This window comes from Colidextribacter sp. OB.20 (assembly GCF_009911595.1).
Lineage (GTDB): Bacteria > Bacillota > Clostridia > Oscillospirales > Oscillospiraceae > Lawsonibacter.
The window spans coordinates 1-954 of sequence record NZ_QWKG01000151.1; the positions used below are offsets into that span (position 1 = coordinate 1).

Here is a 954-nt window from a genome sequence, read left to right on the forward strand (position 1 = left end):
GCGATCTACGCCAAACAGCTCGGCCTGGGCCTGGAGGAACAGCTAAAGAAGTTCGTCCGTCAGCACCCCGACACCAAGCTGATTATCATTGACACCCTCCAGAAAGTCCGGGAGGTCGGCGGGGACAAGTACAGCTATGCCAACGATTACGAGGTGGTGGGCAAGCTAAAACGCCTTGCCGATGATTGCGGTATCTGTCTCCTGCTGGTACACCACACCCGAAAGCAGCAGGCAGACGATAAGTTTGACATGATTTCTGGCACCAACGGCCTGTTGGGAGCTGCGGACGGGGCCTTTCTTCTTCAAAAGGAGAAGCGGACGGACGGCAGCGCCATTCTGGATGTGGCCGGGCGTGACCAGCAAGACCAGCGGATGTATCTCACCAAGGAGAAAGAGCGGCTTGTGTGGGAGCTGGAACGGCTGGAAACAGAGCCGTGGGTGGAACCGCCCGACCCGGTATTGGAGGCCGTTGCCGCCCTTGTGACGGCGGACAGGCCCGCCTGGGGCGGTACGGCCACGGAGCTGGCAGCGGCGCTCCAGACCGACATGAAGCCCAACGCCCTGGCTATGCGGCTGAATGTCCGGGCCGGGAGGCTGGCATCGGAGTATCATATCCGCTATGAGAACAGCAGGAGCCACGCCGGGAGAAATATCACCCTCACCCTGGAACCGCCCCAGGCGTGACGACCGTGACGGCTGTGACGGCTTTTTTGAGAGCGGGGGCGGTGTGTAAAACATCGTCACGGTCGTCACGGCCGTCACGGGGAGCGGGGCCAAAAGTCAAGGGGCCATACCTGGGGGTGGAGATTGCCGCAAGGCAATACAACCCGAACCCCTTGACTTTTGGCCCACGGAGAACACTGGCCGGGTGGGGGGAAAGGCTGTGCCTTTCCCCCCTGCCCAACGGCGAGTGTCAAAGTTTAGGCGGGGTGCAGGGTGCCCTTTTCAAAGGGC

1 protein-coding gene is annotated in these 954 nt (G+C 61.3%); it reads left to right on the plus strand.

Going from position 1 to position 954, the window contains the following annotated elements; genetic code table 11:
• Positions 1-684, plus strand: a 684-nt coding sequence (locus tag D1641_RS18935) for an AAA family ATPase (RefSeq protein WP_160668546.1), incomplete at its 5' end; no start/stop codon positions are given.
• Positions 685-954: the final 270 nt, after the last annotated feature.